The following is a 25036-nucleotide window of genomic DNA, read 5'->3' as shown; positions in this document are numbered from 1 at the left end:
GGGCCGACCGGCCCTACCCGGCTTCGGGGGGTCGCGCCGAGGATGGTGTGATGCTCGAGAACGACGCCTTTCGCATTCTCGGCCGGCAGGACTGCCTTCGGCTGCTGGCCAAGGCGCCGGTCGGCCGGGTCGTCTACACGCGGCAGGCGCTGCCCGCGGTCCTCCCGGTCAACTTCTCCCTGGACGAGGACGCTGCGGTCCTGCTGTACACCCCGGCCGGCTCCGATCTGGTGCGTGCCATCGACGGGGTCGTGGTCGCCTTCGAGGCGGACGAGTTCACCGCGGCGAACCGGTCCGGCTGGAGCGTCGTCGTCACCGGCCGGGCCAGGGTGGTGACCGACCCCGCCGACCACGAACGGCTCTCGCAGACCGGCCCGCGGTCCTGGATGCCCGTACGGGACGGGGTCTTCGTACGGATCGAGTCCGAGCTGGTCACCGGGCGGGAGATCACTGGGGCGCCCGCAGAAGACCCGACGACCGGGCGGCTCTGACCGCGGACAGGCGCGCGATGGCGACAGGCGTGAGGGCCGGGCTGCCCGACCGCCGGCTGGTTCGGTCGCCGCTGGTTCGCTCGCCGACCGTTCGGTCGCCGGTCCTCTCGCCCGGTGCGGTGGGCGGGGCCGGTCTCAGTCGGCGGGCCGGCGGACGAGCGTGTTGTCGCTGCTCCGGCCCGCGAAGTGGTCCGCGACGTTGGCCGCCGTCGTCTCGGCGATCTGGCCGACGGCGTCCCGGGTGAAGTACGCCTGGTGCGAGGTGACCAGGACGTTGTTGAAGGTCATCAGCCGCGCGAGGCGCTCGTCGGTCATCACCTCCAGGGACTTGTCGAGGAAGAACACCCCGGCCTCCTCCTCGTACACGTCCAGGCCGACCCCGCTGAGCCGTCCGGCGCGCAGGGTCTCCAGCAGGGCGTCGGTGTCCACCAGGCCGCCGCGGCTGGAGTTGATCAGGATGGCGTCGTCCTTCATCAGGGCCAGCCTGCGCGCGTCCACCAGGTGGTGGGTGTCCGGCACCAGCGGGACGTGCAGGCTGACCAGGTCCGCCTCGGCGAACAGCCGCTCGCGCTCGACGTACTCGATGCCCAGGGCCAGACAGTCGGGGTTCTCGGCGACGTCCCAGCCCAGCAGCCGCATCCCGAAGCCGTGCGCGATCCGCGTGAACGCCGCCCCGATCTTTCCGGTGCCCACCACTCCCGCCGTCCGGCCGCGCAGGTCGCGCCCCATCAGCCCGTCGAGCCGGAAGTCGAACTCCCGGGTGCGGTGTGCGGCCCGCACGATCCGGCGGTCGACCGCGAGCGCGAGCGCCCACGCGAACTCGGCGACGGAGTAGGGCGAGTACGACGACACCCGCGCCACCGTCATCCCCAGTTCCTCGGCCGCCGCCAGGTCGATGTTGTTGTAGCCGGTGGCGCGTTGGGCGATCATCCTCGTCCCGCCCTCGGCCAGCGCGCGCAGCACCTCGGCGTCGAGCGTGTCGTTGACGCTGCTGAGCACCACCTCGTGCCCGGCCGCCGTCGGGCTGGTGTCCCGGTTCAGGAACAGACCGAGACAGCGCAGGTCATGCCGGTCCGCGAACTGCCGGACGAACGCCTCGCGCAGCAGCGGCTCCTCGTCCGCGAGGACGCCGTACGCCATGACCTCCACGTGCTCTCCTCCCGCCGGGGTGGTTGGCCGCCCCTCCACCGTAGGCCGGGACGGGGGGGCGGAGGAGGCGACAGGCCCTGCGGACGGCGACCGCGTCACTTGTCGTGGCCCATGCGTGCCGGGCCGCACGGGACGGCATCGGGGACGCTCCCGCCCGGCGGCCCCTGCCGGGGACGAGGGCTCAGTGTCCTTCGGGCCGGAGCCTGTCCTGCGCCTGCGTGGCGATGACCGCGGCCTGGACGCGTCGCTCCACGCCGAGCTTGGCCAGCAGCCGGGAGATGTGGTTCTTCACCGTCTTCTCCGCGAGGTAGAGCCGTCGGCCTATCTGGCGGTTGGTCAGCCCTTCACCGATCAGGGCCAGGATCTCCCGCTCCCGGTCGGTCAGGCCGGGCAGCGCGTCGGGCTCCTCCTGCTTGTGCCGGTCGTTGCGCAGCCGGGTCATCAGCCGGGTGGTGGCGCTGGGGTCGAGCAGCGACTGGCCCGCGGCCACCGTGCGGACCGCCGAGACGAGGTCGGAGCCCTTGATCTGCTTCAGGACGTAACCCGACGCGCCGGCCATGATCGAGTCGAGCAGGGCCTCCTCGTCGTCGAACGAGGTCAGCATCAGGCAGGCCAGCTCCGGCAGGCCCGACCGCAGTTCGCGGCACACGGTCACTCCGTCGCCGTCCGGCAGACGCACGTCGAGCACGGCCACCTGCGGGCGCAGCGCGGGCACCCGTGCCAGCGCCTGCGCCACGGTCCCGGCCTCGCCGACCACGGTGATGTCCGGCTCGTCGTCCAGCAGGTCGCGCACCCCACGCCGCACCACCTCGTGGTCGTCCAACAGGAAGACCCGGATCGGGTTGTCGGGGCCGGGCCGCTCGCTGTCCGCCATCGTCGTCTCCTCGTTCTGCGCCGTCCGTCGGGGGCTCCGGAAAGCGGCGCCCCCTGGGCCTGACCGGTTCCCGCGCCTGTCGGAGATCTTCCGCGATTGCGGGGCGAAGAGCCAGGGCGTCGTCCTACGGCGCGCGCGGCGGCTGAGCGGCCGGGCCGGGCCCGATCGCGGGCCGGCCCGGCCGTCGGCGCCGTCCCTGCGGCGGGAGGGCGCCGGACGTGCCGTGCTCAGGCCTCGGTGAGGGTGACGTCCTGCTTCAGCACCGCGTGGAAGCGGGGCAGGGGAAGGCCGCTCTCGGGGCGGAGCTCCATCAGCGTGGCCTCGACGTGGGCCACTCCGGGGTCGAGGTCGTCCGGGGTGGCCTTGCCGGTGTTCACCCAGCTGTGCTCGGCGCCGTCGCACACCGCGCGCGTGCCGCCGATGCCGTGCTGGGCGCCGTCGGAGCTCTGGCCGACGGAGGAGCTGACGAAGACCGGGCCGGTGTTGCCGACACAGCGGTAGGTGCCCGAGAGCGTGACGGTGCCGTCGGCGGCGATACGGCCGACCGGGTCGACGGTGACGGACTCCGACGGGTCCGCGTGGGCGGTGACCGCCGGGGCGGCCAGCAGCAGCAGGACGGCACCGGCTGCCGCGGACAGGGCGGGGCGCAAGGACATGGGAGAACCTCCTGTTGTGGGGGCCTCCACTGGTACCGGGCGGGCGGGCCCGAGACGGTGATCGTCACTCCTTCGGTGGCGAGTCCGCATCCGTCGTCGACGAACGGTCCTGGACTTGTCCTGGTGCTGTCACGCTTCGGGCCGGTCTCTGGCGACGGACCGCGGGCCGGGCGCATCGTCGTTCCATGCGGACCGGCCGGACGGCCGACTCCGCCGACGTGGAGGTGCGCCATGTGTTCCCACCAGATTCCCAGCGCTTCTGCCGACGCCCACACCGGGCACGTCGTCGCCGCCCACCCCGAGCAGGGCTGGAACCTGCTGTGCGACGGCACGATCGTCTTCGACGACTCGGGTGAGCTGCTGCCCGACGGCCGGATCGTGGACCCGCACCGGGTGACCGTGGCGGGGCTGGCCGCGGCCGCCTGACCCGACGGCGGCTCGCTCGCGGGCGTCAGCGCGACGGGTGCGGCGACTGCCCCTGGGGCGGCGGCGTGTCGAGTACGGCGATCGCGTCGAGCTCGACGAGCGCCTGTTCGTCCCAGAGCCGGACGACTTCGACGACGGCCATGGCCGGGTAGTCCCGGCCCGCCAAGTCCCGCCAGATCCGCCCGAGTTGCGGCGCGTGCGCACGGTAGTCGGCGACGTCGGTGGCGTGGACGGTGACCCGGGCCAGGTCGGCCGCGGTGCCGCCGCAGCCGCGCAGAGCCGTGAGGAGATTCCCCAGGGCGCGGGCGAACTGCTCGGGGAGCGCGTCGCCGACGATCTTCCCCTCGGCGTCGAGCGCGGTCTGCCCCGCCAGGAAGACGATCCGGCCGCCGGTGGCGACGACGGCGTGGGAAAAGCCGGTGGGCGGGGAGAGTTCGGGCGGATTGACCCGCTGGACGGTCACCTGGCCTCCAGATCGGTTCGGTCGGTTCGGTCGGATGAGCCGGTTCGGTCGGATGGGGCGGATGAGTTGAACGGGTTGGACTGCCCGGATCGGTCGGCGCGCTCGGTCCGCTCGGCCTGCTCCGCGTACAACTCCCGTGCGATGATGCCGCGTTGAACCTCGCTGGCCCCCTCGTAGATCCGGGGTGCGCGCACCTCGCGGTAGAGGTGTTCGAGCAGATGGCCGCGGCGCAGCGCCCGCGCGCCGTGGAGCTGGACTGCCGCGTCGACGACGTACTGCGCCGTCTCGGTGGCGAGCAGCTTGGCCATGGCGACCCGTTTGGGGACGTCCGGTTCCCCGTTGTCGTACGCCGTCGCCGCCGCGTGCACCATCAGCCGGGCGGCCTCCGTGCGCAGGGCCATCTCGGCGACTCGGTGGGCGACGCTCTGCAGGTCCATCAGCTTGCCGCCGAACGCGTCGCGTCGGGCGGTGTGGGAGAGGGAGGCGTCGAGGGCGGCCTGTGCCATGCCGACGGCGAAGGCGCCGACGCTGGGACGGAACAGGTCGAGGGTGCCCATGGCGACCCGGAAGCCGCGGTCCACCTCGCCGAGGACGTCGTCCACGGTGACCGGGACGGCGTCGAAGCGGAGCGCGCCGATGGGGTGGGGGGAAAGCATGTCGAGGGCGGAGCCGGTGAGGCCGGGCCGGTCGGCGGGGACGAGGAAGGCGGTGACGCCACGCGCGCGGGCCCCGGGCGTCGTGCGGGCGAAGACCGTGTAGAAGTCGGCTTCGGGGGCGTTGGAGATCCAGCACTTCTCCCCGGTGAGCCGCCAGCCGCCCGCACCGCCGCGGCCCCCCGTGCCGCCTGTGCCGTCCCGCTCGGCCGCCAGTGACAGTGCCGCCGCGTCCGAGCCCGCACCCGGCTCGCTCAGGGCGAACGCGGCCACCGCGCTGCCGTCGGCGACGCGGGACAGCCAGCGCCGCCGTTGGGCGGGGGTGCCGTGGGCGTGCACGGGATGCGCGCCGAGCCCCTGCAGCGCGAGCGCGGTCTCCGCCTCCGTGCAGGCGTACGCGAGGGACTCGCGCATCAGGCAGAGGTCGACGGCGCCGGAGGTGAACAGCCGGGACAGCAGGCCGAGTCGGCCGAGTTCGGCGACGAGCGGGCGGTTGACGCGGCCCGGCTCGCCCTTCTCGGCGAGGGGGCGCAGCCGGTCGGCGGCCAGGACGCGCAGCTCGGCGCACCAGGCGGTCTGTTCCGGTTCGAGCGAGAATGCGGGCATCGCCGGTCCCCTCTGCCGTGCCTGTCCTGCTGCCGTGCCCTTCCTGCCCCGGCCGTGCTCCCCCGGCGCCGGTCGGCCGGTCACGGCTTCCCTCGACGGTATCGCGTACCGTTGACTGTCGTCACCAAGGCGATACGCTCGTTGCGCGACCCCACGACGAAGCCCTCCCGGGCAGCCCAGCCGGAAGTCCATCCAGGCAAGGGGGACGATCGCTGATGAACGTCTCGGCCCACGTCGACACCTTCGCGCGCGACCACCTCCCGCCGCCCGCCCAATGGCCCGAGCTGCGCTTCGATCTGCCCGAGCTGGCCTACCCCGAGCGGGTGAACTGCGCCGTCGAGCTGCTCGCCCACGCCGACCCCGACCGGCCCGTGTTCCACGTTCCCGCCGGACGCTCGTGGACGTACGGGGAGCTGCGCGCCCGCGTGGACCGGATCGCGCATCTGCTGAGCGGCGACCTCGGAGTCGTCCCCGGAAACCGCGTCCTGCTACGCGGGCCCACGACGCCGTGGCTCGCGGCCTGCTGGCTGGCGGTGCTGAAGGCCGGCGCGATCGCGGTCACCGTCCTGGCCCAGCAGCGGCCGAACGAGCTGCGCACCATGTGCGAGATCGCACGGGTGGAGCACGCGTTGTGCGACGTCAGGGCGGTGGACGACCTCGCCAAGGCGGAGATCCGCGGGCTGCGGATCACGACGTTCGGCGGTGACGCCCCCGACGACCTGCTGAACCGGCCGGCGCCGGCAGAGCCGTACCGGGCCGTCGACACCGCGTCCGACGACGTCGCGCTGATCGCCTTCACCTCCGGCACCACCGGCCGCCCGAAGGGCTGTCTGCACTTCCACCGGGACGTGCTGGCGATCGCCGACACCTTCTCGCGCCATGTGCTGAAACCGGTTGCGGACGACGTCTTCGCCGGCAGCCCCCCGCTGGGCTTCACCTTCGGCCTGGGCGGGCTCGTCGTCTTCCCGATGCGGGCCGGGGCGAGCGCGCTGCTCCTCGAACAGGCCGGGCCGCGGCAGCTGCTGCCCGCGATCGCCGCACACGGGGTGAGCGTGCTGTTCACGGCCCCCACCGCCTACCGCGCGATGCTCGACGACCTCGGCGGCCATGACGTCTCGTCGCTGCGGCGCTGTGTCTCGGCAGGTGAGAATCTGCCCGCGGCCACCTGGCGGGCCTGGCACGAGCGGACCGGGCTGCGGCTCATCAACGGCATCGGCGCCACCGAGTTGCTGCACATCTTCATCTCCGCCGCCGACGAGCGCGTCCGGCCCGGCACGACCGGCGTCCCGGTGCCGGGCTGGCACGCGCGCGTGCAGACCGCCGACGGCGTGCCCGTGCCGGACGGCGAGCCCGGACTGCTCGCCGTGCGCGGCCCGGTCGGCTGCCGCTATCTCGCCGACCCGCGACAGGGGCAGTACGTGCGCGACGGCTGGAACGTCACCGGGGACACCTACGTCCGCGAGGCGGACGGCTATTTCCGGTACGTCGCGCGCGCCGACGACATGATCGTCTCGGCCGGGTACAACATCGCGGGCCCCGAGGTGGAGGAGGCGCTGCTGCGCCATCCGGACGTGGTCGAGACGGCGGTCGTGGGACGGCCCGACGAACGCCGGGGCCAGGTGGTCGTCGCGTTCACCGTCCTGCGCGAGGGCGCCCGGCGCGACGCGGAGGCGCTGCGCGCGTTCCTCCGGGAGGAGCTGGCGCCGTACAAGTGTCCGCGCGAGTTCGTGTTCCTGGACGCGCTGCCACGCACCGCGACCGGGAAGCTGCAGAGATTCCGGCTGCGCGCAAGCGGTTGCACCAATGGTGACCAGCAGTGATGCCGAAGACCTAAGATGATCAACGTGTCCGACCAGCCCGCACCTCGGTCTCTCATCGTCACGCTCTACGGCGCGTACGGACGCTTCGCCTCGGGCCCGGTGCCCGTCGCCGAGCTGATCCGGCTGCTCGCCGCGGTCGGCGTCGACGCGCCCTCCGTGCGTTCGTCGGTGTCCCGGCTGAAACGGCGCGGCCTGCTGCTGCCGGCCCGCACGGCACGGGGCGCGGCCGGTTATGAACTCTCCGACGAGGCAAGACAGCTGCTCGACGACGGCGACCGGCGCATCTACTCCACGGCGCCGCCCCCGGACGAGGGCTGGGTGCTGGCGGTGTTCTCAGTGCCGGAGTCGGAGCGGCAGAAGCGGCACGTGCTGCGGTCACGGCTGGCGGGGCTGGGCTTCGGAACGGCCGCCCCCGGGGTGTGGATCGCCCCGGCGCGGCTGCACGACGAGACCCGCCACAGCCTCCAGCGGCTGCGTCTGGACCCGTACGTCGAGCTGTTTCGCGGCGAGCACCTGGGGTTCGCGCCGACCGTCGAGGCGGTCGCCCGCTGGTGGGACCTGGCCGCGATCGCCAAGCAGCACGAGAGCTTCCTCGACCGCCACGCGCCGGTGCTGCACGCCTGGCAGCAGCGGCCGGACACCCCGCCGGAGGCGGCCTACCGCGACTACCTCCTCGCCCTGGACTCCTGGCGCCATCTGCCCTACGCCGACCCCGGCCTGCCCGCCCGCCTGCTGCCGCACGACTGGCCGGGGACCCGTTCCGCCGCCGTGTTCCAGGAGCTGCACGAGCGACTGCGGGACGCGGGAGCACGGTTCGCCGGGGTGTGAACCCCGCCCGGCGCAGGCGCGCGCTCGGGCGGGTGTCCATGTGCCGGTCGGGCTGCCGTCGCCGCGAGGGGCGTCAGCCTCTGAGCTTCAGACGGGGGCCGGGGGCGTCCGTACGACCGGTGCGTGGGGGGCGGCTGCCCGCCCGGTAGGGGGCCGGCCAGTCGGCGCCCGGTCCGGCGTAGCCCTGTTCGGCGGCCGCGTGCAGGGTCCAGTGGGGATCGTAGAGGTGGGGTCGGCCGAGTGCGCAGAGGTCCGTACGGCCCGCCAGGATCAGGGAGTTGACGTCGTCCCAGGAGGAGATCGCGCCGACCGCGATCACCGGGACGCCCGCCTCGTGCCGGATGCGGTCGGCGAACGGCGTCTGGTAGGAGCGTCCGAACTCGACCTGCTCGTCGGCCACCACCTGTCCGCTGGACACGTCGACCGCGTCGACGCCGTGCGCGGCGAAGGCGCGGGCGATCTCGACGGCGTCGTCGGCCGAAGTCCCGCCCGGCGCCCAGTCGGTGGCTGAGATGCGGACGGTCGTCGGCCGTTCCTCCGGCCACACCTCGCGGACCGCGTCGAAGACCTCCAGCGGGAAGCGCAGCCGCTCGGCGACCGAGCCTCCGTAGGCGTCCGTGCGTCGGTTGGTCAGCGGGGAGAGGAAGCCGGACAGCAGGTAGCCGTGCGCGCAGTGCAGTTCGAGCAGGTCGAAGCCGGACCGGGCGGCGCGTCGGGCGGCCGCCGTGAACTGCTCGCGCAGATCGGTCAGTTGGGCCCGGGTGAGCTCGCGGGGCGTCTGGCTGTCCGGCTTGTAGGGCAGCGGGGAGGCGGCGACGAGCGGCCAGTTGCCGTCGGGCAGCGGTTCGTCCATGCCCTGCCACATCAGCTTCGTGGAGCCCTTGCGTCCGGAGTGGCCGAGCTGGACGCCGATCGCGGTCCCCGGCGCCCGTTCGTGGACGAAGTCGGTGATCCGGCGCCAGCCGTCGGCCTGCCGGCCGCTGTAGATGCCGGTGCAGCCGGGTGTGATGCGGCCTTCCGGGGACACGCACACCATCTCGGTCATCACCAGTCCCGCCCCGCCGAGCGCGCGGGCGCCCAGGTGGACGAGGTGGAAGTCGCCGGGGACGCCGTCCACCGCCGAATACATGTCCATGGGTGAGACGACCACCCGATTGCGCAGGGTCAGGCCGCGCATTCGGAAGGGGGTGAACATCGGCGGTGTGCCCGGCGGACAGCCGAACTCCCGTTCCACGGCGTCGGTGAAGTGGGCGTCGCGCAGGCGCAGGTTGTCGTGCGTGACACGGCGGCTGCGGGTGAGCAGGTTGAAGGCGAACCTGCGGGGCGGCTGGTCGAGATGGAGGCCGATGTTCTCGAACCACTCCAGGCTGGCCCGGGCCGCCCGCTGGGTGGAGGCGACGACGGGCCTGCGCTCCTGCTCGTAGGCGGTCGCCGCGCTGTGCGGATCGGGGTGTTCCTCCAGGCAGGCCGCCAGCGCCAGCGCGTCCTCGACGGCGAGCTTGGTGCCGGAGCCGATGGAGAAGTGCGCGGTGTGGGCGGCGTCGCCGAGCAGGACGACGTTGCGATGCGACCAGCGTTCGTTGACGACCGTGCGGAACGTGGTCCAGGTGGACTTGTTGGACCTGAGGGGGCGTCCGCCGAGGGCGTCCGCGAAGATCTTGGCGCAGGCCTCGATCGACTCCCGCTCGGGGAGTTCGTCGAAACCGGCCGCCCGCCAGACCTCTTCCCGCATCTCCACGATGACGGTCGAGGCGTCGGGCGCGTAGGGGTAGCCGTGCAACTGCATCACGCCGTGCTCGGTCTCGGCGATCTCGAAGCGGAAGGCGTCGAAGGCGAAGTCGGCGGCGAGCCAGATGTAGCGGCAGCGGTGGCGGGCCACCCTGGGCCGGAAGACGTGGGCGTACGCCTCACGCGTGGTGCTGTGGACGCCGTCCGCCGCGATGACGAGGTCGTACTCCTCCGACAGCCGTGCGGGGCAGGGCGCCTCGGTGCGAAAGCGCAGGTCGACGCCGAGGGTGCGGCAGCGTTCGTGCAGGATCTCCAGGAGGCGTCTTCTGCCGAGGGCGGCGAAGCCGTGTCCCGTGGAGGTGTGGCGGGCGCCTCGGTGGACGATGTCTATCTCGTCCCAGCGGATGAAGTCCTGTTGGAGCGTCCGGTGGACGACCGGGTCGGCGTGTTCGATGCCGCCGAGGGTTTCGTCGGAGAGGACCACTCCGAAGCCGAAGGTGTCGTCGGGCGCGTTGCGTTCCCAGAGCGTGACGTCGCGGGCCGGGTCGAGGCGTTTGAGCAGCGCCGCCGCGTACAGTCCGCCGGGGCCGCCGCCGATGATCGCGACGCGCAGGGGGCGGTTCGTCGAGGCGGGCGGCTGCGGGGGCGCCGTGGCCGGTCGCGCCCCGCGGCGGGGCCGCTCGTCGGCGCCGCCCTGCGGCCCGGGGAACGACGTCCCCGTGTCGGCTGCCCTTGTCACCGTCCCCTCCATGCGGGAGGGCGCTTGTCCTTGAACGCCGCGTGGAACTCGGCGTAGTCCTCGCCGTTCATCAGCAGCGCCTGGGTGGCGGCGTCCAGCTCCACCGCGGCCGCCAGCGGCATGTCCAGTTCCGCGGTGAGGAGGGCCTTCGTCTGGGCTTGTGCCAGGGCGGGGCCGTCGGCCAGGCGGCGGGCCAGAGCCCGGGCGGCCTCGTCGGCCCGTCCCTCGTCGGTCAGTTCGCTGATCAGGCCGATCCGCTCGGCCTCGGGGGCGCGGACCGGTTCGCCCAGCATGAGCAGCCGGGTGGCGTGCCCGAGGCCGACGACCCGGGGCAGCAGGTAGGCGGCGCCCATGTCGCCGCCGGACAGGCCGACGCGGGTGAAGAGGAACGCGAAGCGGGCGCTCGGGTCGGCGACCCGGAAGTCCGCGGCCAGGGCGAGGACCGCGCCGGCCCCCGCCGCGACCCCGTGCACGGCCGCGATCACCGGGAAGGGGCACTCCCGCAGTGCGCGGACGACCTGGCCGGTCATCCGGTTGAAGTCGAGGAGCTGGGCGGTGTCCATGCCGAGGGTGGCGGCGATGATCTCGTCGACGTCTCCGCCGGAGCAGAAGCCGCGGCCCTCCCCGGCCAGCACCAGGGCGCGCGCCGAGCGCTCCCGGGACAGCTCGGCGAGCAGGTCGCGCAGGTCGGCGTAGGCGCCGAAGGTGAGCGCGTTGAGTTTCTCGGGGCGGGCCAGGGTGACGGTGGCGATGCCGTCGGCGAGCTCGACGTGCAGATGGCACCAGTCGGAGGTGCGGGCGGCGGAGCCGGTGAAGGGACTCATGAGGGCGGCCTCCTCGACGGTCACTCTCGAAGTTATCACTCTCTTCTGACTGTCGTCATGAGTACGCGATAGAGCGGGTGGGAAGAATCGCCGTGTCACCGCACGACATGCCCCCGTCACACACGTCACCGGTCGTCGATAAGGCGGTAACAACGGGATCAGGTGCGCGAGGCGGCCCGTTGTCCCGGGTAAGCCGACCGGCAACGGGGCCGGAGGCCCCGTACGACGCCCGCCGAGCGCTTCTGCCGGAGGCCGCCGTACCATTCCTGAAATTGAAGGCAGGACCGTCTGATGTCGATCACGGGAACCTGCGCCATGAACGGACTCGCCTTGCACGAACGCTCCGCCGACACCCCCGCCTCGTGGCGGATCGCGCTGCCGCACTCCGCCGCGGCCGTGCCGGTGGCCCGTGCCCTGGTCCGTACGGCGTTGGCCGAGCTGAAGCACGGGGCGGACATTGACACGGCGGAGCTGCTCACGGCGGAGCTGGTGGCCAACGCCGTGGAGCACACCGCGGGGGACGCCCCGATAGAGCTGGTGGTGGAGCTGCGGCCGACCGGCTGCCAGGTCGAGGTGCACGACGCGGACCCCGAGCCGCCCGGCGACCTGACCCGCCCGTCCGGGGCGGAGCCCGACCCCTGGCAGGAGCACGGGCGCGGGCTGCTGCTGATCCGCGCCCTCAGCTCGTCCTGCGGGCACCGGCCCACGGAGCAGGGCAAGGCGGTGTGGTTCAGGCTGGCCGCGGTCCCGCAGCAGCGCGGGCCCCGGCCGGCGTGAGCCCGGCCGAGGCGGCCTGAGCCCGGGAGACGCGGCCCGGTCGGCCCGGGAGGGGCCGGCCCAGGAGTGGCGGAGCCAGGAGGGCGGCCGCCCAGGAGCGGCCCGGGCTCTCAGGCGAGAGTGGCGACCAGCACGGCCTTGATCGTGTGCAGCCGGTTCTCCGCCTCGTCGAAGACGATGGAGTGGGCCGACTCGAAGACCTCGTCGGTGACCTCCAGACAGTCCAGGCCGTGCCGCTCGTGGATCTCGCGGCCGACCTTGGTGCCGAGGTCGTGGAAGGCCGGAAGGCAGTGCAGGAACTTGACGTCGGGGTTGCCGGTGGCGCGCAGGACGTCCATGGTCACCGCGTAGGGGCCGAGGGCGGCGATCCGCTCGTCCCAGACGTCCTTGGGCTCGCCCATGGACACCCACACGTCGGTGGCGACGAAGTCGGCGCCGAGCACGCCCTCGGCCAGGGACTCGGTGAGGGTGACGCGGGCGCCGCCCGCCTCGGCGAGCTCGCGGGCGCGGTCGACGACCTCCTGGGCGGGCCAGTAGGCCTTGGGGGCGACGATCCGTACGTCCATGCCCAGCAGGGCGCCGGTGATCAGGTAGGAGTTGCCCATGTTGAAGCGGGCGTCGCCGAGGTAGGCGAAGGCGATCTCGTTCAGGGGCTTGGCGCTGTGCTCGGTCATCGTGAGCACGTCGGCGAGCATCTGGGTGGGATGCCAGTCGTCGGTGAGGCCGTTGTAGACCGGGACGCCCGCGTGGGCGGCGAGCTCCTCGACCTTGTGCTGGCTGTCGCCGCGGTACTCGATGCCGTCGTACATCCGGCCCAGCACGCGCGCGGTGTCCTTCACCGACTCCTTGTGGCCGATCTGCGAGCCGGACGGGTCGAGGTAGGTGGTCGACGCGCCCTGGTCGGCGGCGGCGACCTCGAACGCGCAGCGGGTGCGCGTCGAGGTCTTCTCGAAGATCAGCGCAATGTTCTTCCCGCGCAGGAGCTGGACCTCGGTCCCGGCCTTCTTGGCGGCCTTCAGCTCGGCGGCCAGCGCGACCAGGCCGCGGAACTCCTCCTCGGTGAAGTCCAGCTCCTTGAGGAAGTGGCGGCCGGCGAGGGCGGTCGGGGCTGTCGCCATGGGGGCGCTCCAGAGATGCGGTGAGAACTGCGGTGAACGGTTGCTGCCAGGGCAGGATCTCGGAAGTCTATACGACGCTCAGCATTTTTATACAGACGCGCGTACGCCTATACGGCACTCCGTTCGACCGGGCAGCTCATGCAGCGCGGACCGCCCCTCCCCCGGCCCAGCTCGCTGCCCGGGATCTCGATCACTTCGATGCCCTGTTTGCGCAGGTGGGTGTTGGTGGTGACGTTGCGCTCGTAGGCGACGACGACACCCGGCTCCACGGCCAGCACGTTGCAGCCGTCGTCCCACTGCTCGCGTTCGGCCGCGTGGACGTCCTGGGTGGCGGTGAGCACGCGGATCTCGCTGAGTCCGAGTGCGGCGGCGATCGCGCGGTGCATGTGCTCCGGCGGATGGTCGGTGACCTTCAGCTCCTTCTCCCCGACGCCCGGCTCGATGGTGTACGAGCGGAGCATGCCGAGGCCCGCGTACTGGGTGAAGACGTCGGCGTCGACCATCGTCATCACGGTGTCCAGGTGCATGAAGGCACGCCGCTTCGGCATGTCGAGGGCGACGATGGTCTCGGCCGAGCCCGCCGCGAACAGCTTGTGGGCGAGCATCTCGACGGCCTGCGGGGTGGTGCGCTCGCTCATGCCGATCAGCACGGCGCCGTTCCCGATGACGAGGACGTCACCGCCCTCGATGGTGGACGGATAGTCGGCCTGCCCCTCCGACCAGACGCGGAACGTTTCGCCGCGGAAGAGCGGGTGGTGGCGGTAGATCGCCTCGAAGTGGACCGTCTCGCGCTGCCGGGCCGGCCAGCGCATGGCGTTGATGGCGACGCCGTCGTAGATCCAGGCGGAGGTGTCCCGGGTGAAGAGGTGGTTGGGGAGCGGGTCGAGGAGGAAGTCGTCGAGTTCCATGACGTGGAAGCGCACGGAGGTCGGCTCGGTGTGCGCCTCCAGGAACTCCCGCTTGGTCATGCCGCCGACCAGGGCCTCGGCCAGCTCGGGGGCGGGGAGGGTCTCGAACGCGGCGCGGAGGTGGTCGGTGGCGAGCACCCCGTACTCCTTCTCGTCGAAGACGCGGTCCAGGACGAGCGCCCGCGCCGCCGGGGTCTCCAGGGCCTCGGTGAGCAGGTCGCCGAAGAGGTGGACGGCGACGCCGCGGTCGCGGAGCACGTCGGCGAACCCGTCGTGCTCGGCGCGCGCCCGGCGCACCCACAGCACGTCGTCGAAGAGAAGGGCGTCCTTGTTGCTGGGGGTGAGCCTTTTGAGCTCGAGATCGGGCCGGTGCAGGATGACGCGGCGCAGCCGCCCGGCCTCGGAGTCGACATGGAATCCCATGACTCCATCCTGACCACCGCGGACCGCCTTCACCCCCTACTGGACCGTTTCCGCACGAGCTTGTTCCGCTCCCCCTTCTCGTCCCCTTGACGACAAAGGGAGGGGTGGCTATCGTTTTCTTATCGTCGTAGTGACGAAAAACAGAACGAGGGGGGTCTCTCATGGCCGACATCACCCGGCGCCTGGGCTGGCGCCATCTGCGCGGCGCACCGACGGCGCACGTGCGCCACCACCGCTCCGGCAAGCTGGCGCACGACGGGCCGGGCCTCAGCTTCTGGTTCCGCTCGCTGAGCGCCGCGCTCTCCGAAGTGCCGGTCGACGACCGCGAGCTGGCCATGACCTTCCACGCCCGCACGGTGGACTTCCAGGACGTGACCGTGCAGGCCACGGTGACGTACCGGATCAGCGACCCGGCGGCGGCCGCCGCCCGCCTCGACTTCTCCATCGACCCGGACACCGGGGTGTGGCGCGGCGCCCCGCTGGAGCAGCTCGGCACCCTGCTGACGGAGACGGCGCAGCAGCACGCGCTGGACGTCCTCGCCCGCACACCGCTGTCGTCGGCACTGGTCGACGGTGTGACGGCGGTGCGGGAGCGGGTCGCGGCGGGGCTGGCGGCCGAGCCGCGGCTGCCGTCCACGGGCATCGAGATCGTGGCCGTCCGGGTCGTCGCGCTACGCCCGGAACCGGAGGTGGAACGGGCGCTGCGCACCCCGGCGCGCGAGCAGATCCAGCAGGAGGCCGACCGGGCGACCTACGAGCGGCGGGCGGTGGCCGTCGAGCGGGAGCGGACGATCGCCGAGAACGAACTGGCCAGCAAGATCGAACTGGCCCGCCGTGAGGAGCAGTTGGTCGAGCAGCGGGGCACCAACACCCGCCGCGAGGCGGAGGAGAACGCGTCCGCCGACAAGGTGCGCGCCGAGGCGGAGGCCCAGCGCTCGGTGCGGCTCGCGGAGGCGGAGGCCGCCCGGTCGGTGAAGCTCGCCGAGGCCGAGGCCGCGAAGCAGGTGCGGCTGGCGGAGGCGGAGGCCCAGCGCACGGAGCGGCTGACCGAGGCGGAGGCGGCGCGCACGGTGCGGCTCGCGGAGGCGGAAGCGGCCCGTTCGGTGCAGCTCGCCCGCGCCGAAGCGCAGGCGGCGCGCGAGGTCGGCGATGCGCGGGCCCAGGCCCAGGCGGCCTGGCTGCGGGTGCACGGGGACGTCGACGTGGCGACCCTGCACGCCCTCACCGGGACACGGCTCGCGGAGAACCTTCCGCAGATCGACAGCGTGACGATCTCGCCCGACGTCCTGACCGGTCTGCTGTCGAGGCTCGGCGCCGGGGATCGGGGATGAGTCTCGCCCCGCGGGCCGTGCTGGTCCATCGCACCACGGAGTACGAGGAGTTGGTGGCCCGGCACGGCACGCACGGCCAGGCCGCCTTCTTCCTGTCCTCGCGGGGCCGGGACATCGAGGAGATCGCCGAGCGGCACCGGCGCACGCGGCGCGCCCTGGCCGAGGTGACCGCCGCGATTCCACTGACCTGGCGTCAGACTCGGGTGGAGCGCGCCGACTTGGACCGGTTCCTGTTCGCCCCCGAGGACGTGGTGGTCGTCGTCGGCCAGGACGGTCTGGTGGCGAACGTCGCCAAGTACCTGGCCGGTCAGCCGGTGGTGGGCGTCGACACCGACCCGGGACGCAATCCGGGCGTCCTGGTGCGCCACCGGCCTGCCGACGCGCGCACCCTCCTGCCCTCCGCCCTCGCGGCCGGCACCGGCGCGACGGAACTGACCATGGTCGAGGCCGTCGCCGACGACACCCAGCGGCTGCTGGCGCTCAACGAGATCTACCTGGGCGCCGCCGGCCACCAGACCGCCCGGTACCGCCTGGGCCTCGACGACGACGGGGGTGTCGTCGAGGCCCAGGCCTCGTCCGGGGTGCTGGTGGGCACCGGCACGGGGGCGACCGGCTGGATCCGGTCGGTGTGGCAGGAGCGGGGCGGCGGCAGGACGGACGGTGACCTGCGGCTGCCGGGCCCGACGGAGGAACGGCTGGTGTGGTTCGTACGGGAGGCGTGGCCCTCCCCCACCACCGGCACCTCGCTGGTGGCGGGCGAGCTCGCGGCCGGCGGACGCCTGACCCTCACCGTCGAGTCGGAGCGCCTCATCGCCTTCGGCGACGGGATCGAGACCGACGCGGTGGAACTGACCTGGGGCCAGCGCGTCCGGGTGGGGGTCTGCGAGCAGCGTCTGCGGCTGGTGGGGTGAGCGGCGCACGGTCCGCGCGGGCGGCGCGGACCGTGCCGGGGGGGGCGGCAGGCCCCGAGGGCTCACAACCGGGGGTCCACCGGCTCCGACTCCAGCGCCAGCACTCCGAACACCACCTCGTGGACCCGCCACAGGGGCTCGCCCTCGGCGAGGCGGTCCAGGGCCTCCAGACCCAGGGTGTACTCGCGGATCGCCAGCGACCGTTTGTGGTTGAGGAAACGGCCGCGCAGCCGGGCGAGGTTGTCGGGGCGGGTGTACTCCGGGCCGTAGATGATCCGCAGGTACTCGCGGCCCCGGCACTTGACGCCGGGCTGGACCATGCGCCCCTCCCCGTCGCGGACCACCGCGCCCAGCGGCTTGACGACCATGCCCTCGCCGCCCCGGCCCGTCATCTCCAGCCACCAGTCGACGCCCGCCCGGACCGACTCGGGGTCGGCCGTGTCGACGTACAGGCGCCGGGTGGTCTGGAGCAGGCCGGTGCTGTCGTGCTCCACCAGGCGGTCCAGCAGTGCCAGTTGCTCGTCGTGGGGCAGCGCCGCGAGGCTGCGGCCCTGGACGGCGAGGATCTGGAACGGCGCCAGCCGAACGCCCTCCAGACCGTCCGTCGGCCAGCAGTAGCGGCGGTAGGCCTGCGTGAACGCGGCCGCGTCGGAGGCGCGTTCACGCTGACGGGCCAAGAGGTCCGCGACGTCGACTCCCCTTGCCGCCGCGCCCTCCAAGGCGGACAGGGCGCCCGGGAATGCGGCGCCGGCCGCGGCGCCCACGGCCGCGTACTGGGAGCGCAGGAGGCCCGACGCCTTCAGCGACCACGGCAGCAGCTCGGCGTCCAGCAGCAGCCAGTCCACCGTGCCGGAGGCGCTGCCGGGTGCGGCCAGGTCCGTCCAGAGGCCCGCCTCGTCCACCGCCGCGCGCACGCGCCCGAGGATCTCCTCCGTCACCGCCTCGTCGTCGAAGAACGGGCGGCCCGTGCGGGTGTAGAGGGAGCCGGTGGGGCCGTCCACGCCGAATCGCCTGCGTGCCGCTTCCGCGTCCCGGCACACCAGGACCACCGCCCGCGAGCCCATGTGCTTCTCCTCGCACACGACCCGGGCGACGCCGTCCCGCGCGTACTGCGCGAACGCCTCCGCCGGGTGCTCCAGGTAGCCGTCCACCCGGCTGGTCGCCGTGGGGGCCATCGTCGGCGGGAGGTACGGCAGCAGTCGCGGGTCTATCGCGAAGCGGCTCATCACCTCGAGGGCCGCGGCCGCGTTCTCCTCGCGGATCGAGATACGGCTGTGGCCTTCGTAGCGGGTTTCCACGACGCGTCGGCCGTGGACGTCGGCGAGGTCGAGCGGACGACCGTCGCGTCCGCCCGGCGCCCGCGACTTCAGCGGCTTGGCCGGCTCGTACCAGACCTGCTCGGCGGGGACGTCGACCAGCTCGCGCTCCGGCCAGCGCAGCGCGGTGAGCCTGCCGCCGAACACGGCGCCGGTGTCCAGGCAGATGGTGTTGTTCAGCCAGGTCGCCTCGGGCACGGGGGTGTGGCCGTAGACGACCGCCGCGCGGCCGCGGTAGTCCTCCGCCCACGGGTAGCGCACCGGCAGGCCGAACTCGTCGGTCTCGCCGGTGGTGTCGCCGTAGAGCGCGTGCGAGCGGACGCGTCCGGAGGTGCGGCCGTGGTACTTCTCCGGCAGGCCGGCGTGGCACACCACCAGCCTGCCGCCGTCGAGGACGTAGTGGCTGACCAGTGAGTCGATGAACGTCCGCACCTCGGCGCGGAACTCGTCGCTCTCCCCCTCCATCTGCTCGATGGTCTCGGCGAGTCCGTGGGTGTGCTGGACGTTGCGGCCCTTGAGGTAACGGCCGTACTTGTTCTCGTGGTTGCCGGGGACGCACAGGGCGTTGCCCGACGCCACCATCGACATCACGCGGCGCAGCACGGCCGGGCTGTCCGGGCCCCGGTCGACCAGGTCGCCGACGAAGACGGCCTGGCGGCCCTCCCGGTGGACGCCGTCCTCGTAGCCCAACTTTTCCAGCAGGGACTCGAGTTCGGACGAGCAGCCGTGGATGTCGCCGATGATGTCGAACGGGCCGGTGAGGTGGGTCAGGTCGTTGAAGCGCTTCTCGGTGACGACCGAGGCGTTCTCGACCTCCTCGACGCCCCGCAGGACGTGCACCTTGCGGAAGCCCTCGCGCTCCAGGTGGCGCAGGGAGCGGCGCAGTTCGCGGGTGTGGCGCTGGATGACGCGGCGGGGCATGTCGGCGCGGTCGCTGCGGGCCGCGTTGCGCTCGGCGCACACCTCCTCCGGCACGTCCAGCACGATGGCGATGGGCAGCACGTCGTACTGCTTCGCCAGGTCGATCAGCTGACGGCGGGCGTCCTGCTGCACGCTGGTCGCGTCGACCACCGTGCGGCGGCCGGCCGCGAGCCGCTTGCCGGCGATGTAGTGCAGGACGTCGAAGGCGTCCCGGGTCGCGCTCTGGTCGTTCTCGTCGTCGGAGACCAGCCCTCGGCAGAAGTCGGAGGAGATGACCTCGGTGGGCTTGAAGTGGCGTCGGGCGAAGGTGGACTTGCCGGAGCCGGACGCGCCGACGAGGACGACGAGGGACAGGTCGGTGACGGGCAGCGCACGCCCCTGCTTCGTGGACTCCTGGGTCTCGGTCATGCCGCCTTCGCCTCCTTCTCGTTCCCGTTCTCGCTCTCGTTCCTCACGCCGGCCGTGCTCAGTTCGAAGACGGCCATCTGGGTGGGCGGGCCGACCTCCGGGTCGTCCGGGCCCACGGGCACGAACCCGACCTCGTAGCCGTGCCGTTCGGCGACCGCGGCCGCCCAGGCGCGGAACTCCTGCCGGGTCCACTCGAAGCGGTGGTCGCCGTGCCGGACGTGGCCGGCCGGGAGGCTCTCCCAGCGGACGTTGTACTCGACGTTCGGAGTCGTCACCAGGACCGTGCGCGGGCGGGCCGAGCCGAACACCGCGTACTCCAGGGCGGGCAGTCTGGGCAGGTCTAGGTGCTCGATCACCTCGCTCAGCACGGCGGCGTCATAGCCCTTGAGCCGGGTGTCGGTGTACGCCAGCGAGCCCTGCACGAGCCGCACGCGCGAGGCCTGCCGCTCCCCCATGCGGTCCAGCTTCAGACGGCGCGAGGCGATGGTGAGGGCGCGCATCGACACGTCGACGCCGACCACCTCGGTGAAGCTCGGGTTCTTCAGCAGCGCCTGCACCAACTGGCCCTGGCCGCAGCCGAGGTCGAGGACCCGGGCGGCGCCGGCCCGCGTCAGCGCGGCGAGGATGGCGTCGCGGCGCAGCACGGCGAGGGGGGTCGGCTTCTCCTCCGTCTCGGCCTCCGTCGCGACGGCGTTGTCGATCTCCTCGACCTCGCTGTCGTCGGCCTCGGCGAGCCGGAGGAGCTCCAGCCGCTCCATCGCCTGCCGGGTCAGCGACCAGCGGCGGGACAGGAACCGGCTCGTGATCAGTTTCTGCTCGGGGTGGGCGGGCAGCCAGCCCTCACCCGCGCGCAGCAGCTTGTCGACCTCGTCGGGGGACACCCAGTAGTGCTTGGCGTCGTCGAGGACGGGCAGCAGGACGTACAGGTGACGCAGGGTCTCGGCGACGGTGAGCGTCTCCGATTCCAGCACCAGGCTCACATAGCGCGACGCGCCCCACTCCGGGAACCGCGCGTCGAGGGCCACCGGTTCGGCGCTCACCCGCCAGCCGAGCGGCTCGAAGAGGGCGCGTACCAGACCGGGGCCGCCGCGGGCCGGCAGCGCGGGCACCTCGACGCGCAACGGCCGTGCCTGAGCGGGGAGTTCGGGTTTCGCCGCGCACACACCGCGCATCGCGCTGGAGAACACGTTGCCCAGCGCGACCGCGAGGAGCGAGGAGGCCGCGTACGGGCGGTCGTTGACGTACTGGGCGAGGGCCGCGTCGGGTGCGCCGCCACGGCCCTTGCCCTTGCCGCGCCGGACCAGCGCCACGGCGTCCACCTCCAACAGCAGCGCCGCCGTGCAGCGCTCGGCGTCCGCCTCGGGATACAGGACGTGGGCCTTGCCGTAGGAGGTGGAGAACGCCTGCGATTTCTCGGGGTGCTTGTGCAGCAGGAAGCCGAGGTCGGTGGCGGGGCGTTCTGGGGTGCCTGTGGTGCCGATGGTCAGGAACACGGTGGTTGCCTTGGAAGAGGTGGGATGGGAGCGGGAGCGCCGACGGAGCGCCCGCGCGCTCCTCCAACCTACCGAGAACAGTTCGACGGCACCCGGGATTTTCCGGGCCGGTGACGCGCGTCCGCGCTGGTCAGATGCGCGGGCGGCGGGCCGGTCGGGTCGCTCCGGCCGACGGGCGAGGACCCTGAGCAGCCGCTGCGGGTGTGCCCTCTCGGGGGGGGATCCGGTGCCGCGTGTCCCCTGCCGTTCCGCCGCGTTCCGGGGAAGCCATCCCTCCGGTCTCAGCCGTGTCACAGGGGATCGCCGCCGCTCGGCGCGCCCCGCCCCCGCCGCCTTCGCGCTCAGGACAGCTGTGCCTGCACCTCGGCGGAGATGAGCTCCAGGTGGTCCAGGTCGTGCAGGTCGAGAACCTGGAGGTACATCCGCCGGGAGCCGGTCTCGGCGTAGCGGCCGATCTTGTCGACGACCTCGGCCGGGGAGCCGGCCAGTCCGTTGGTCTTCAGCTCGTCGACCTCGCGGCCGATCGCGGCCGCGCGCCGGGCGAGCTCCCGGTCGTCCTTGCCGACGCAGACCACGAGGACGTTGGAGAAGGTGATCGCGTCGGCCTCGCGGCCGATCTCCGCCGCCGCGTCCCGCACCCGGCCGAACTGGCGCTCGCTGTCCTCGGGCGAGCCGAACGGCATGTTGAACTCGTCCGCGAACCGGGCGGCCAGCCGCGGCGTGCGGGTCGCGCCCGTGCCGCCGATCAGCACGGGGATCTTCGTCTGCGCGGGCTTGGGCAGCGCGGGCGAGTCGGTGAGCTCGTAGTACGACCCGTGGAAGTCGAAGGTCTTGCCGGGCTCCGTGGCCCACAGCCCGGTGACGATCTCCAGCTGCTCCTCCAGCCGGCCGATCTTCTCCTTCGGGAAGGGGATGCCGTACGCGGTGTGCTCCTCCTCGAACCAGCCCGCGCCCAGGCCCAGTTCGACGCGTCCGCCGGACATCTGGTCCACCTGCGCGACCTGGATCGCGAGGACGCCGGGCAGCCGGAAGGTGCCGGCGGTCATCAGCGTGCCGAGGCGTATGCGCTTGGTCTCGCGGGCCAGGCCGGCAAGGGTGATCCAGGCGTCCGTGGGGCCCGGAAGGCCGCTCACGTCGCCCATCTTCAGGTAGTGGTCGGACCGGAAGAAGGCGCCGAACCCGAGGTCCTCGGTGGCCTTCGCCACGGTGAGGAGGGTGTCGTAGGTCGCGCCCTGCTGGGGCTCGGTGAAGATACGAAGATCCATACCTCCATCCTGCACGCCGGCCGTCCCGTCAACCCCACCGGTCCCCCGGTCCCCGTCCGTCCCCGGTCGGGTGAAAAAACGTCCGTGCCGTGCATGGGGGGTTGCCCGGGCCGGTGACCGGCTCCCGTGGTGATCGTTGGCCGGGGTGGAGCCGGACCGCCCGGCGCCCGCGCCCGGCAGGTCAGCGCCGGGACGTCACCCGCAGCGGCCCTCTTCGCGGGGGCCGGGGCCGAGGAGGCCGTCATGTCCGAAGAGACCGTGCCACAGCAGGGCGGAGCCGCCGCGGCCCCGCCGAAGGGGTTGCTGCAGCAGATGGAGGAGTTGATGGCGGCGCTGAACGCGGACCTCTCGGCGCTGGACGCCGACCTCCGGTCGACCGGGACCTCCCGACGGACGCCCGCGACCGGAGAGGGCGCCGCGGGCTGAGCACACGGGGCGAGCCTCCCGGCGGGAGTCCTCACCGCTCCTGGCTCGCCGGCCTCTCATCTCTCCGGCAGGGCCCCTTCTCTCTCCTCCCGTTCCTCTCTCGCCGCCAGTTTGCGCAGCATCTCCAGGACCCGGTCCCTGGACTCGTCCGCCGCGTCGATGGCCTCCATGCACTGCCAGTACGTGCCCTGGTCGTCCACCGAGCTCGCCAGGCCGACCAGGGCGATGCCCACCTCGCCGAGCAGGCCGCCCAGGTCGAGCAGGGCCTGGCGGGCGTCGTCCAGCGCGGTGAGCCGGGCGGCCAGGAGATCCCCCGGATCGAGGTCCGGCGAGCCCAGCACACCGCAGCCTCTGCCCGCCAGTTCCGTCAGTCCCAGCGCCTCGCCCCGCAGTTCGGGCGGGCCCGAGACGGCGAGGCGGCTGCCGATCGCCTGCGCCAGGGCCTGCGCCTGCCAGACCTCCGTGAGGATCTCCGCCCGTTCGCCGCTGCCCGCGAGCGCGCGCCTGCTGGTCAGGATGAGCCGCACCGCGTCCATGGCCGCCCCCGTCTGTCCCGACGTGCTGCCAGCACGTCCGCCCGAACATGCCTGTTCACTACCCAGAGTGAGGGTCCGCGGGGCGAAAAGCCAGAGGAAGACCGAAATCTGTGGACAACAAATCGATTTCGGTCCGCCTTTCGACTGCGGAGAGTGAAAGCGGATCGCGCGACTCCCGTTCGGCGCTCGGCCGCGCGCCCGGCACGCTACGGTGCCGGGAACCTGCGTTCGTTGCGGTCGATCTTCGCGTCCAGCGCCGTCAACGGGTCGATGCCCAGCACCTCGCACAGTTGCAGCAGATAGGCGAGCACATCGGCGACCTCGTCCGTCACCCGGTGGGCGGTGTCCGGGTCGTCCATCACGCGCGCCGACTCCTCCGGCGTCAACCACTGGAAGATCTCGACCAGTTCGGACGCCTCCACGCTGAGCGCGGAGACGAGGTTCTTGGGGGTGTGGAAGGGCTGCCAGTTCCGCGCGGCCGCGAACTCGGCCAGTCTGCGCTGCAGCTTCGCCACGTCGAGGTGTTGTTCTGTCACGGACCCAGGTGTACCACCGTCACCCCCTCGGTCCAGGCGGCCCAGGTTCCGTCGCTGACCGCGCCGACGCAGCGGATGTGGCCGCGCTCGGCCATCCGCACGGCCAGCCGCAGGAGTTCGGCGCGCTGCCGTGCGTCGAGGCCGCGGTCCAGGCCGTCGGCGAGCAGGGTCAGGGTCTGCATGGCGGCAGGCACCTCGCCGGCCGGGTCCACGTCGAGGACGCCGGGCCCGGTGAGCAGCACCAGTGCGAGGGCGACGTAGCGCAGCTCGCCGTATCCCAGCCTGGCGAGTTCCGTCCGTCCGCCGTCGGCGCGGTCCAGCACCGCGCGGACCGTGCCGTCGGGCAGCGGCTCGGCGCGCAGATCGACGACCGGCCCGCTGGAGCCGGCGGACAGCGCGGCCACCAGGTGCGCATGTCGGCGACCGCACTCCTCGCGGGTGCGCCAGAGCACGTCGGCGAGGTTGTCGCAGCCGGCGAGCAGCCGGCCGGAGCCGGTGGGCACGGGGGCGCCCATCCAGTCGGGCTGTGGATCGCAGGCAAACACCGACCGGAGCGCGACCACCATCTGTTCGGCGGCGGCCAGCACCTGCCGCTGTCCGTCGGTCTTGCCGGCCACGCGCAGCGGCAGCAGCGCGGTGCCGAGCCGGTCGTCGGGCAGGGGGGCCCGCGTCATCGGCGCGGGTCCGCCGGTGTGCCAGGCGGCCTGCACCGTGCGGCGCCCGGGATCGCGCAGGGCGGTCTCCAGCAGGACGACTCCTCCCGCGCTCAGCCGCTCCCCCACGATGCGCAGTTCGGGTTCGGCCTGCACGGCGACGTCGAGCCGGACCGGCCCGCCGGGCCCGTCGGCCGTGCACCCGATGCGGAATCCCCGGCGGTGCTGGGCGTCCGGCCGCGCCCCCTGCGGCACACACGCGACCGGATCGGGGAACACCTCGCCCAGCCGGGCCCCGCCGCCGAGCCGCGCCAGCGCCTCGTACGCGCGCAGCGCACTGCTCTTGCCGCTCCCGCTGGCCCCGACGAACAGGGTCACGGCGCCCAGCGAGAAGCGCGCCCGCCGGTGCCCCGCGAACGCCGAGAGCCGCAACTCGGTGACACAGGGCCGCACGTACCGCACCGGAACGGACTCGCTGCGGGGGCCCTTCCCGGAGGGGGACGACTGCTCGCCCACGGGCGGGGCCTGAGCCGGGAACGCGGGCGAGGGCTCCCCGTGCGGAGCCGCGTCGGACGCAGGGCGGGACGAGCCCGTGGGGCCGGGGAACGGCCCGGAGCCGGAGAGGGGCGTGGGAGGGACGGCCGGGGAGGGCCGCACCTGCGCGGTTCCCCGGCGCGAAGGGCCTGGTGAGGGGGCGCGCGTCGCCTGCGCGTGCGGCTCGGGCCCCGGCAACGGGCCGGGGTCCGCCCCGCACAGG

General features: G+C 73.0%; 23 protein-coding genes. 8 read left to right on the top strand and 15 right to left on the bottom strand.

Translation table 11 applies throughout. The annotated features are described in order from the left end of the window. Positions 1-50 precede the first annotated feature (50 nt). Positions 51-491, top strand: coding sequence for a pyridoxamine 5'-phosphate oxidase family protein (locus tag ACZ7DE_RS28235; RefSeq protein WP_470765944.1), 441 nt, complete (start codon positions 51-53; stop codon positions 489-491). Positions 492-626: 135 nt separating this feature from the next. Here ACZ7DE_RS28235 and ACZ7DE_RS28230 read toward each other — a convergent pair whose 3' ends face one another. From ACZ7DE_RS28230 to ACZ7DE_RS28220, 3 genes are all read right to left on the bottom strand, one after another. Further along, positions 627-1640, bottom strand: coding sequence for a 2-hydroxyacid dehydrogenase (locus ACZ7DE_RS28230; RefSeq protein ID WP_470765942.1), 1014 nt, complete (start codon positions 1638-1640; stop codon positions 627-629). Positions 1641-1821: 181 nt separating this feature from the next. Beyond that, positions 1822-2514, bottom strand: a complete 693-nt coding sequence (locus ACZ7DE_RS28225; RefSeq protein ID WP_470765940.1) for a response regulator — start codon at positions 2512-2514, stop codon at positions 1822-1824. 227 nt (positions 2515-2741) lie between these two features. Continuing rightward, positions 2742-3170, bottom strand: a complete 429-nt coding sequence (locus ACZ7DE_RS28220) for a DUF6299 family protein (RefSeq protein WP_470765938.1) — start codon at positions 3168-3170, stop codon at positions 2742-2744. A 231-nt stretch (positions 3171-3401) separates the two neighbouring features. Here ACZ7DE_RS28220 and ACZ7DE_RS28215 point away from each other — a divergent pair, with 231 nt between their 5' ends. Next, positions 3402-3596: a DUF5999 family protein gene (locus ACZ7DE_RS28215; RefSeq protein WP_470765936.1), complete on the top strand. Its 195-nt coding sequence runs from the start codon at positions 3402-3404 to the stop codon at positions 3594-3596. Between the two features lie 25 nt (positions 3597-3621). Here ACZ7DE_RS28215 and ACZ7DE_RS28210 read toward each other — a convergent pair whose 3' ends face one another. Both ACZ7DE_RS28210 and ACZ7DE_RS28205 read right to left on the bottom strand, forming a co-directional pair. Continuing rightward, positions 3622-4059 (bottom strand): RidA family protein, encoded by a 438-nt coding sequence (locus ACZ7DE_RS28210; RefSeq protein WP_470765934.1) that lies wholly within the window; start codon positions 4057-4059, stop codon positions 3622-3624. After that, a complete protein-coding gene (locus ACZ7DE_RS28205; protein WP_470765932.1) occupies positions 4056-5318 on the bottom strand; it encodes an acyl-CoA dehydrogenase family protein in 1263 nt (420 codons plus the stop codon). The genes ACZ7DE_RS28210 and ACZ7DE_RS28205 overlap by 4 nt, the downstream gene beginning before the upstream one ends. A gap of 215 nt (positions 5319-5533) precedes the next feature. Here ACZ7DE_RS28205 and ACZ7DE_RS28200 point away from each other — a divergent pair, with 215 nt between their 5' ends. Both ACZ7DE_RS28200 and ACZ7DE_RS28195 read left to right on the top strand, forming a co-directional pair. Next, a complete protein-coding gene (locus ACZ7DE_RS28200) occupies positions 5534-7138 on the top strand; it encodes an AMP-binding protein (RefSeq protein WP_470765930.1) in 1605 nt (534 codons plus the stop codon). Positions 7139-7153: 15 nt separating this feature from the next. Continuing rightward, positions 7154-7966: a PaaX family transcriptional regulator gene (locus ACZ7DE_RS28195; RefSeq protein ID WP_470765929.1), complete on the top strand. Its 813-nt coding sequence runs from the start codon at positions 7154-7156 to the stop codon at positions 7964-7966. A gap of 73 nt (positions 7967-8039) precedes the next feature. Here ACZ7DE_RS28195 and ACZ7DE_RS28190 read toward each other — a convergent pair whose 3' ends face one another. Further along, the gene (locus tag ACZ7DE_RS28190) at positions 8040-10445 is read right to left on the bottom strand and encodes a bifunctional salicylyl-CoA 5-hydroxylase/oxidoreductase (RefSeq protein ID WP_470765927.1); all 2406 of its coding nucleotides are present in this window, start codon (positions 10443-10445) and stop codon (positions 8040-8042) included. Continuing rightward, entirely contained in the window at positions 10430-11257 is an 828-nt protein-coding gene (locus tag ACZ7DE_RS28185) for an enoyl-CoA hydratase family protein (RefSeq protein WP_470765926.1), read from the bottom strand. The genes ACZ7DE_RS28190 and ACZ7DE_RS28185 overlap by 16 nt, the downstream gene beginning before the upstream one ends. A 291-nt stretch (positions 11258-11548) precedes the next feature. On the opposite strand from ACZ7DE_RS28185, the gene ACZ7DE_RS28180 reads away from it, so the two are divergent. Then, on the top strand, positions 11549-12034 hold the full coding sequence (locus ACZ7DE_RS28180; protein WP_470765924.1) for an ATP-binding protein: 486 nt from the start codon (positions 11549-11551) through the stop codon (positions 12032-12034). 110 nt (positions 12035-12144) lie between these two features. Here the strand turns inward: ACZ7DE_RS28180 and argF are convergent, their stop codons facing one another. Together argF and ACZ7DE_RS28170 are read right to left on the bottom strand one after the other, a co-directional pair. After that, a complete protein-coding gene (argF, locus tag ACZ7DE_RS28175) occupies positions 12145-13152 on the bottom strand; it encodes an ornithine carbamoyltransferase (protein ID WP_470765922.1) in 1008 nt (335 codons plus the stop codon). Positions 13153-13259: 107 nt separating this feature from the next. After that, entirely contained in the window at positions 13260-14483 is a 1224-nt protein-coding gene (locus ACZ7DE_RS28170) for an arginine deiminase (RefSeq protein WP_470765921.1), read from the bottom strand. 161 nt (positions 14484-14644) lie between these two features. Between ACZ7DE_RS28170 and ACZ7DE_RS28165 the strand changes: the two genes are divergently transcribed. Both ACZ7DE_RS28165 and ACZ7DE_RS28160 read left to right on the top strand, forming a co-directional pair. After that, on the top strand, positions 14645-15814 hold the full coding sequence (locus ACZ7DE_RS28165) for an SPFH domain-containing protein (protein ID WP_470765919.1): 1170 nt from the start codon (positions 14645-14647) through the stop codon (positions 15812-15814). Next, entirely contained in the window at positions 15811-16725 is a 915-nt protein-coding gene (locus ACZ7DE_RS28160) for an NAD(+)/NADH kinase (protein WP_470765917.1), read from the top strand. The genes ACZ7DE_RS28165 and ACZ7DE_RS28160 overlap by 4 nt, the downstream gene beginning before the upstream one ends. Positions 16726-16787: 62 nt before the next feature. On the opposite strand, the gene ACZ7DE_RS28155 is transcribed toward ACZ7DE_RS28160, so the two are convergent. From ACZ7DE_RS28155 to ACZ7DE_RS28145, 3 genes are all read right to left on the bottom strand, one after another. Continuing rightward, positions 16788-19370 carry a polynucleotide kinase-phosphatase gene (locus ACZ7DE_RS28155; RefSeq protein WP_470765915.1) on the bottom strand — a complete coding sequence of 861 codons (2583 nt, stop codon included), beginning with the start codon at positions 19368-19370 and terminating at the stop codon, positions 16788-16790. After that, positions 19367-20863, bottom strand: coding sequence for a 3' terminal RNA ribose 2'-O-methyltransferase Hen1 (locus ACZ7DE_RS28150; protein WP_470765913.1), 1497 nt, complete (start codon positions 20861-20863; stop codon positions 19367-19369). Before ACZ7DE_RS28150 ends, ACZ7DE_RS28155 begins: the two co-directional genes overlap by 4 nt. Before the next feature lie 341 nt (positions 20864-21204). Then, positions 21205-22128: an LLM class F420-dependent oxidoreductase gene (locus tag ACZ7DE_RS28145; RefSeq protein ID WP_470765911.1), complete on the bottom strand. Its 924-nt coding sequence runs from the start codon at positions 22126-22128 to the stop codon at positions 21205-21207. A gap of 243 nt (positions 22129-22371) precedes the next feature. Here ACZ7DE_RS28145 and ACZ7DE_RS28140 point away from each other — a divergent pair, with 243 nt between their 5' ends. Continuing rightward, positions 22372-22554, top strand: a complete 183-nt coding sequence (locus tag ACZ7DE_RS28140; RefSeq protein WP_470765909.1) for a hypothetical protein — start codon at positions 22372-22374, stop codon at positions 22552-22554. Between the two features lie 56 nt (positions 22555-22610). Here the strand turns inward: ACZ7DE_RS28140 and ACZ7DE_RS28135 are convergent, their stop codons facing one another. The 3 genes from ACZ7DE_RS28135 to ACZ7DE_RS28125 form a co-directional block, all read right to left on the bottom strand. Further along, a complete protein-coding gene (locus ACZ7DE_RS28135; RefSeq protein ID WP_470765908.1) occupies positions 22611-23090 on the bottom strand; it encodes a DUF6099 family protein in 480 nt (159 codons plus the stop codon). Between the two features lie 206 nt (positions 23091-23296). After that, positions 23297-23626, bottom strand: coding sequence for a nucleotide pyrophosphohydrolase (locus ACZ7DE_RS28130; RefSeq protein ID WP_470765906.1), 330 nt, complete (start codon positions 23624-23626; stop codon positions 23297-23299). Continuing rightward, positions 23623-24741 carry an AAA family ATPase gene (locus ACZ7DE_RS28125; protein WP_470766080.1) on the bottom strand — a complete coding sequence of 373 codons (1119 nt, stop codon included), beginning with the start codon at positions 24739-24741 and terminating at the stop codon, positions 23623-23625. The genes ACZ7DE_RS28130 and ACZ7DE_RS28125 overlap by 4 nt, the downstream gene beginning before the upstream one ends. Positions 24742-25036: the final 295 nt, after the last annotated feature.

Source organism: Streptomyces sp. NPDC037083, from assembly GCF_055606485.1.
This window is presented reverse-complemented; position numbering and strand designations above follow the sequence as displayed.